Source organism: Flagellimonas sp. (assembly GCF_965222555.1).
In the GTDB taxonomy this organism is placed as follows: domain Bacteria; phylum Bacteroidota; class Bacteroidia; order Flavobacteriales; family Flavobacteriaceae; genus Flagellimonas.
The window spans coordinates 326,502-335,000 of the sequence record NZ_CBDCUG010000001.1 but is presented as its reverse complement, the minus strand read 5'-3'; the positions used below and the strand labels follow the sequence as shown (position 1 = coordinate 335,000).

The 8,499-nt window shown below is 38.6% G+C and carries 5 protein-coding genes and 2 rRNA genes (1 of these 7 cut by a window edge); 4 read left to right on the top strand and 3 right to left on the bottom strand.

Annotation, left to right across the window (positions count from 1 at the left end):
• From ACOQO1_RS01430 to trhA, 4 genes are all read left to right on the top strand, one after another.
• A 23S ribosomal RNA gene (locus ACOQO1_RS01430) occupies positions 1-225 on the top strand (it extends 2,601 nt beyond the left edge of the window).
• Between the two features lie 137 nt (positions 226-362).
• Positions 363-474: ribosomal RNA gene (gene rrf, locus ACOQO1_RS01425) — 5S ribosomal RNA — on the top strand.
• A gap of 68 nt (positions 475-542) precedes the next feature.
• Positions 543-1,880 (top strand): amidohydrolase family protein, encoded by a 1,338-nt coding sequence (locus ACOQO1_RS01420; RefSeq protein ID WP_420601083.1) that lies wholly within the window; start codon positions 543-545, stop codon positions 1,878-1,880.
• A gap of 11 nt (positions 1,881-1,891) precedes the next feature.
• Complete coding sequence (trhA, locus tag ACOQO1_RS01415; RefSeq protein WP_420601082.1) at positions 1,892-2,530, top strand: PAQR family membrane homeostasis protein TrhA; 639 nt, start codon at positions 1,892-1,894, stop codon at positions 2,528-2,530.
• 63 nt (positions 2,531-2,593) lie between these two features.
• On the opposite strand, the gene ACOQO1_RS01410 is transcribed toward trhA, so the two are convergent.
• From ACOQO1_RS01410 to ACOQO1_RS01400, 3 genes are all read right to left on the bottom strand, one after another.
• Entirely contained in the window at positions 2,594-3,211 is a 618-nt protein-coding gene (locus ACOQO1_RS01410) for a ZIP family metal transporter (protein WP_420601081.1), read from the bottom strand.
• Positions 3,212-3,323: 112 nt separating this feature from the next.
• A complete protein-coding gene (locus ACOQO1_RS01405) occupies positions 3,324-6,695 on the bottom strand; it encodes a VCBS repeat-containing protein (RefSeq protein WP_420601080.1) in 3,372 nt (1,123 codons plus the stop codon).
• A gap of 189 nt (positions 6,696-6,884) precedes the next feature.
• Positions 6,885-8,495 (bottom strand): RagB/SusD family nutrient uptake outer membrane protein, encoded by a 1,611-nt coding sequence (locus ACOQO1_RS01400; RefSeq protein WP_420601079.1) that lies wholly within the window; start codon positions 8,493-8,495, stop codon positions 6,885-6,887.
• Between the last annotated feature and the right edge of the window lie 4 nt (positions 8,496-8,499).

The window sequence follows — 8,499 nt, the reverse complement described above, 5'->3', positions numbered from 1 at the left end:
AGGACCGAACTGGACCGACCGCTGGTGCACCAGTTGTCCCGCCAGGGGCATCGCTGGGTAGCTAAGTCGGGATGGGATAAGCGCTGAAAGCATATAAGCGCGAAACCCGCCACAAGATGGGATTTCTTTAAAGGGCCGTGGGAGATGACCACGTTGATAGGCCATAGGTGGAAGTGCAGCGATGTACGCAGCCGAGTGGTACTAATTGCCCGTATGCTTGCGCACTGCCCCTCGGCAGTTCTTTATATACCAAAACACTTCTTGCTTCTTATTTGACCGGTGCAGAGCACCGTCCCAACATATGTCATATTAAAAACATTCCTCCTTATGTGGGAGGTCCTGAAACAAGTTCAGGATAAAATCTAGGTGGCCATGGCGACGGGGCCCACCCCTTTCCATTCCGAACAGGGAAGTTAAGCCCGTTTGCGCCGATGGTACTGCTATACCAAGTGGGAGAGTAGGTCGCCGCCTTCCTTGAAGGCCCTTTACAATACGTAAAGGGCCTTTTTTTGTTTTATACTATCTTTAGAAAAAACAAAGCCATGCTCAAACTTCAATCAACTTTCTGTGTCTTCTTTATCACCATTTTTATGTTTTCCCAAGAAAACCAACTTAAAGCTTTGGTTGGAGGAACCTTGATAGATGGATTTGGCTCAGACCCTATAAAGAACAGTGTAATATTGATTGAGGGAGAGCGTATTAAAGCTATTGGAACCGTAGAAACGCTTCCCATTCCTGATAATACCGAAATTATATCAACAGAAGGAATGAGTGTCCTTCCAGGTCTTTGGGACATGCATGTGCATACCATGATCAATGGTCATGCCGATTATACGTATTGGGACAAAACCTACCCGCCCTTATTTGAAGATGTAATAATGCCATCTTCCGCCCATCAACTTTTAATGGCCGGAGTTACCAGTGCACGAGATTTGGGAGCACCTTTAAAGGAAAGCATTTCAGTTCGGGATAGAATCAACAACGGCGAAATACCCGGAGCAACTTTATATGTTTCAGGGCCCTTTATTCAACATAAACCTTATCCGGGTACGGAAGACTTTCGATGGGGCGTAAACAGTCCTGAGGATGGAAAGCGAAAAATCAAGAAATTGGCAGATGCTGGTGTTGATGTCATAAAATTGATAGATCAAGACCAAATGAGCATGGAAGAGCTTAAAGCCGTGGTGGACGAAGCGCATAAATATAATCTAAAGGTTGTAGCACATGGGCATCGACCTGAAGAAATTAGAAGGGGTTTAAAAGTGGGAGTAGATTGTTTTGAGCATACTGGATTGTCTTCTGCACCACAGTATCCTGATGATGTTATGGAGATGATCAAGGAACGAACGGCCCAAATGAACAAAGGACCTTTATTTTGGTGCCCAACCGTTGAAGGGCTTTATAATTATGAATATACCAGGGACAATCCTGAAAAATTGGATAACAATTCTTGGCATCTGGGATTACCAGATAGTATCATTGCTGATATCAGAAATAGTTTCAGACATCCAGATCGTTTACCTTATTTTCAATTGACACCTTCAAGAAAACCCACATTAAAGACCAAAATTCACCAACTTTTGGATGCTGGAGTTGTTTTGTTGGTTGGTACCGATAGCGGTATCCCCATGAAATTCCATAGTCAATCCACATGGAATGAACTTGATGTATGGGTAAATGAATTTGGCATAGACCCCATGTATGCGATTCGTGCTGCTACGTACTGGCCAGCACTATGGATGGGTGTTGCAGATGATGTGGGAACTATCACTCCCGGGAAATATGCTGATATCATAGCAGTGGATGGCGATGTTTTACGCTATATCAGTTTGTTGCAAGATGTGGATATGGTCATCAAACATGGTAAACGCTATAAATAAAACAACTTTTCTTGACCTCTAATCCCAAATCGGTTTTAATAGAAGAAAAATGGAATGCCTATTCCCACGCTTTTGGAATTGTACTTTCAATTATCGGTTTTGTTCTATTCCTTCAGAACGATTTAACAAGCGTACCCTATTTATATGGCAGTATTATTATCTATAGTGTATCATTGATTTTGTTATTTTCAGCTTCAACTTTGTATCATGCTGTTGAAAATCCTAAGCTCAAAAAGAAACTTCGAATTTTAGATCATATAAGTATATATTATCTAATTGCTGGTACTTACACACCAGTTTGCTTGATAATTTTATTGAATTCGAAAGGATGGCTGTTGTTCTATTCGGTTTGGGGAATAGCAATTTTCGGAACAATTTTAAAGCTTTTTTTTACTGGAAAGTTCGAAGTCTTTTCGTTAGTGCTTTATGGTGTAATGGGATGGTTGGTCGTCATTGATTATCCGTTTCTTTCTGAAAACCTATCTTCAAATGGACTATTTTATCTTGCTCTGGGCGGAGCTTTTTATACGTTCGGTATACTATTTTATGCTCTTAAGAAAATCCCGTATAATCATTTGATTTGGCATTTTTTTGTGCTGGGTGGGGCAATTAGTCATTGGGTATTGATTCTTTTGGAAATCCTAAATTGAACTACCTGATTGACTATATGAAATAAGCAATTCCAATACCCAGAACAATGACCAATAACTTTCTCAAATTGAAAGAATGCCCTTGAGAACTTTCAAAAAGGATGATGGTTGAAACATGTAAAAATACACCAATCGCCAGGGCTGTAAGATTGATGTGTAATCTGCCATCCAAGCGGATTGCGCCAAATATCCTCCTATGGGAGTCATCAACGAAAAAGCCGCAATAAATAGAACAACCGAACTTTTTTTCAATTTTGAATTGATTAAAAAGATACTCAGTATGACTGCTACGGGTATTTTATGGATTAAAATCCCGTATAAAATGGAATTACCATCTTGCATAGGCACTCCTTCTATCAAGGCATGTAACGATAAGCTTATAAATAGTAGTACTGGAAACTTAGTTTTTTCCAAATCTAAATGTACATGTCCATGTTCTGCTCCTTTAGAAAAGAACTCCAAAAAAATCTGAAGTAAAATTCCCGCTAGGATAAAAATGGCAATGGTTTTTGGCTCTTGATGCTCATATACTTCTGGTAGCAGCTCAAAAAAGGTAAGGGCCAACAAAAATGCGCCACTGAAGGCCAGCAAAAGTTTTATGTTTTTTTTGTTCTTGGGTTTTGTGATCCAAACAAAGGCAAAACTGGCCCAAACTGCTAAAACAAGAATTATGAAGGTCATTAAAAATGGAAATCCAAAAGATTGACGACAAAAATAAAACAATTATCCCATGGGGAAGGTTTGAATCTAAGATTCCCGAATTGACCGATTATTAATTTCCTAAATGGAGTATTTACGGCTCGTTTATTTTTACCAATTGTAGATAACCATCATTTTTTCCTATTAATAAAGCTTTACCGGAATTGGTTCTCAACACTTCAACTACCTTAGAATCTCCACCCACAAAAAGACCACTTTCATAGGGCAGTATGGCAGTATAGCCTCCGTTGGTTTTTCCTTTAAGAAACATGCCATAGCTAGCATCGTTTCGAGGAGTTTCAATTTCTGAACCGTATAGATTTCCTACTACAACCATATCAAATATTCCGTCATTATCAAAATCATCTATTGCTATATCGTTAATGGAAGAAAGCTGTAAATAGTTATCCAATGGTGTAATTTCAAAACCATTATCCAAGTTGTTTTTAACTATTGAAGATGCAAAGTTGGAGGCTTCGTAATGTAATGCATTTTTTAAAGCATTCTCACCATATACATCAATCAGTGTTGCTGAACCAAACTCGTTATAGGTCTGGAATTTCTTTTTTATAGAAGGAATTTGATTAGAGCTACATTCTCTTCCTCTAAGGGGAAAAAGCTCCCCACTGTTGTAATACCCCAATACGATATCCAGCGTGTTGTTGTTATCAAAATCATTTGCGTAAATTTCAAATGGTTCTTGCATGCTTGCCTTGTACTTGTAGTTTAACCCCAAATTGCCCAGTACAAAATCCATATCATTGTCCTGATCAATATCTGCAGTTGTTATTGTATTCCACCAACCTGTTTCATTGGAAAAATCCGATTGTTTATCAAAGGTTTTTCCGTTGTTTAAATAAAGTGTCGGGGACATCCATTCGCCTACAACAATTAGGTCTATATTATCATCTTTATTTATATCAACCCAAGCTGCATCGGTTACCATTCCAATATTTTTGAGTTCAATGTTCAAATCATCAGTTACATCGCGGAATTTAGGGATGCCGTTTGAGCTTTCATTTCTTAGGATATAACTATCTCCTGGGTGTGGATATTTCCCTGGTTTTTGCCTACCTCCAATAAAGAGATCAAGGTCTCCGTCATTGTCATAGTCACCACTTATGACACAAGATGCACTTGACCTTAATTGGGGCAATGCGTTGGATGCTTTTATGAAGCTACCCTCACCATCGTTCAAATAAAGCCTATCCTGCAAGTACATAGACCCAGAATCATATTCATTTCCTCCACTTGCGACATACAAATCCACATCACCGTCGCCGTCAAAATCGTTGAAAATGGCTGACATATCTTCATAGCCTTTATCTTTATGAAAAACAGGTGAAGAACTAACCATAAAACTTCCATTTGGCTGTTGAAGGTATATTTTTCCAGACTGCCCAATAGCACCCCCGAGAAAAAAGTCATCCAAATCGTCACCATTGATATCAGCCACGGCTAAGGCTGGACCGAGAGTTGACATCCTATGGGGAAGGAGTTCCTCTCTTTGAAAATCATTAAAGGGATTCTCTTCATGCTTAACCTTGAGAAGTATATCGTCTGAGATATCAGTAAACAAATATTGTTTTCTTGTTTCGTTGCTGTTTACATCTTCTTTTTGTTTGGCATTTTTATAATCAATGGTAAGCAACTGATTAGCTTTCACTTTTTCCAAAGTTTGCATTTTACCATCATTCCAGATTATTTCAACCTTGTCAATTATGTCAATCTTTTCCAATCCAAAATGCATTACTGACGAAATAGCGGATTGAAACCCTCTTGAAATATAATTTTCCTGTATTTGCAAATTATCATTGTAAGACAACTTAATTCTAGCTCCAATTCCATTTTTGTTTTTAGGTGAGCCAATTATTTTAAGTTTTAGATAATTATTTTGATTTAATTGGGTAGCATTGTTCTTATAGATATAGGCAATATCATCTGCATTATTGACCACAAAATCAATATCTCCATCATTATCAAAATCAGCATATGCGGCACCATTAGAGCTTGTAGCCGGTTGTTGTACTTCAAGCTTCTTGAATGTTAGGTCCCCATTATTGAGATAAAAGTAATTGGTCTTTTTCCGTTGAGGCATTTTTCCCAACAAATCGGCAACAAAATTGCTCCGTACACCTTTGTCCCCTGATTTTAATGCCTCTTCTCTCTTTTTTCGGTAAATGTTGAAATCGTTGTTTCTAAAATCGCGCTTTATTCCGTTTGAAATGAACAAATCCTTATAGCCATCATTGTCCATATCTACAAAAAGAGGCGACCAACTCCAATCTGTACTTGCAATTCCACTTATTTGGGCCACTTCAGAAAATTTAGGAAGATTGTCCTTGGGATCAACGCCGTTGTTCAACTGTAAGGTGTTGTACATATACTGGTGGTGCAATCCCGCTTCCACATGGTGATAGAACCTCGCAGGATTCATACCGCTCATACTGGTTTTTATTCCAAAATTGTCCTCGGCCATCATATCAACCGTAATTATATCCAACAATCCATCGTTGTTGTAATCCGCTATATCATTTCCCATAGAGAAGTTTGATATGTGTCCTGTGCTTTTTTTGGCAATTTCTTGAAACGTTCCATCTTTTTGATTGATGTACATATGATCTTGTCCAGAGAAATCATTACTGACATATACATCCGGCCACTCGTCATTGTTTAAATCACCGAAGGCAATTCCAAGTCCATAACCTAACATATTGTTGATAATATTGGATTCTTTGGTTACGTCTTTAAACTTTCCATTATCGTTTCGGAAAAGTCTTTCGCCTCTATACTTGGATGACGAATTTGCAAATACTTCAATTTTACTTTCTGGGTAGGTGTCAATACCATGATTGATAAGGAACATATCCAAATCTCCATCCCTATCATAGTCAAAAAAACCTGCTTGAGTAGAAAAGGAGGGATCATCAAGACCATAGGAAGCAGCCATTTCCTTAAATACTGGAACTCCATTTTTGATTCCCATATTAACCATCAAGGCATTTTTACGTGGAGCCTCTTCTTTAAACCTGCCTGTGCGGCATACATAAATATCCAAAAGCCCATCTTGGTTGATGTCCACTACTGTTACCCCAGAGTCAAACCCTTTTCCGCTATCTGCACCAGAGCTATTGGTCACGTCCCTAAAGGTCATGTTCTGTTCATTGAGATAGAGTCTATTATTTCCCAGGGTAGAAACAAAATAGATATCTTCCCATCCATCATTGTTAAAATCACCAACGGCCACGCCACTTCCATTATAGAAGTATTCGTAAAAAATCCCATTCATAAATTCTGTTTCCTTTAAGTCGTTCTTAAAAGTTATTTTGGAAACTGAGGAAGGAACGGTTTCAAACAACGGCATATCAGCAATGTTTTTCTCACTTTTTGCCTCTATCGATTTTTTACAGTTGAACAATATCATTGATACCGCACAAATAAAGAGTACCGTTATTTTTTTTGACATGGGATTATATTTTCTAGGTGTTGGTTTGGAAAAAAACGCTAATGGATTATACTAAAATTTATTAATAATTTGTGATTTTGATTGAAATAGGTTCCATATAATACTTACTGATTAAGTTAGAAAAAGCCCATTTATTTTATCAAATGGGCTTTTCAAAAACTAAAATAACTAACTCTAACTCTGCTTTTTTTAATACCCTGGATTTTGTGTCAATACATCCGGGAGTTTATCAATCTCACTTTGCGGTATGGGAGCCAGGTTGTTTTTTGGCGCAAATACCCTGTTCTCTACTTCAAAAATGCCATAAGGTTTTCCTTGGTCATCTGCACCCGTCAGCTCACCGTTGGGGCCAATCCGGATACCATGAATGGGTTTGTTAAAGACATCTTCGCCAATACCCCATCTACGGACATCAAAAAACCTATGTTCTTCAAATACCAATTCGATCCTGCGTTCATTTCTTATTCTGTCCCGCATTTGTTCTTTGGATAACCCAGCGGGTAATGGGGGCATATTGACACCTGGTCTGGCCCTTACTTCATTTATGGCACTATACACACTTGCATCTGGTCCTACAGCTTCATTTTGGGCCTCAGCATAGTTCAACAGTACCTCCGCATAACGTATATGAATCCAGTTGTTACTTCCTTCTTGTTGTCCCCATCCATAATTTTCAAAAGATTCATCAAGGAACTTTTTCATATAGTACCCCGTTTTTGTGGCATCACCGTTCTTCTCTATTCCACTTAATCCACCCAATCTAGTTTCAATGGGTTCACCTCGCCAAGGGGAACCATCGTAAAATATGGAAGCATAAAAGCGAGGATCCCTATCTGTATATGGATCATTGGAATCGTAAAGGGGTGAATCTTCAATGGACATACCATCTGTCATCTCATATGCATCCACTAACTCTTGGGTTGGAGATGTTCCTCCCCATCCTCCATTGGGCAATGAAATTGGATGGTTGAATAAATGGGCATAGTGACCAATGTCTGGATCTTGAAATTGCTTGTCAAAAATTACTTCTTCATTATTATCATTTGCTGCATGGAAAAGACTGTGATAATCTGAGAAAAGCGTATATGTTCCAGAATCTATTACCTGCTTGCTGGCTGATGCGGATTCTGTCCATTTTTCAGCATATAACAGTGTTCTTCCTTTAAGTGCCAATGCGGCACCTCTGGTAGCTTTGCCCAATAAACTACCATCGTAACTTTCTGGTAACAGGCTTGATGCAGCATCCAATTCTTTTACAATAAAAGCAATTATCTCTTCTTCGGAACTTCTTGGAATATTAAAATCATCTTCTAATGAGATTGCTTCCTCCAAAAGGGGAACACCTCCGTAATGCCTCATTAAATCAAAATAATAGAACCCACGCAAAAAATGTACCTCACCGGTCATTCTATTACGTATATCAACATCTATTTCCGATGATTCCGTTACATTGGCCAAAAACAGGTTGGCCTGTCTGATCATAGCATAATTTCCAAACCAAGTGCCACCCATGGGATAGTTGCTAGGTCCATAATCACCACGGTTAAATGCCTGACCACTTGGCCATCCGTAGCTATTTTCGGCATCATCCGTGGCCGCACCCAACATGTACCACCCTCTATTGAAACCGTCGGGTAGGGATTGATACATTTCATTGATAACCAGTTCAACAAGTTTTGCGTCATTCCAAACCGCTTCAGAATTCAGCTTGTCTTGAGGAGTTAGGTCCAAAAAATCATCTTGACAACCTACAAAGGAAATCAGGGCTATTATATATAATAGTTTATTTATGTTTTTCATTTTT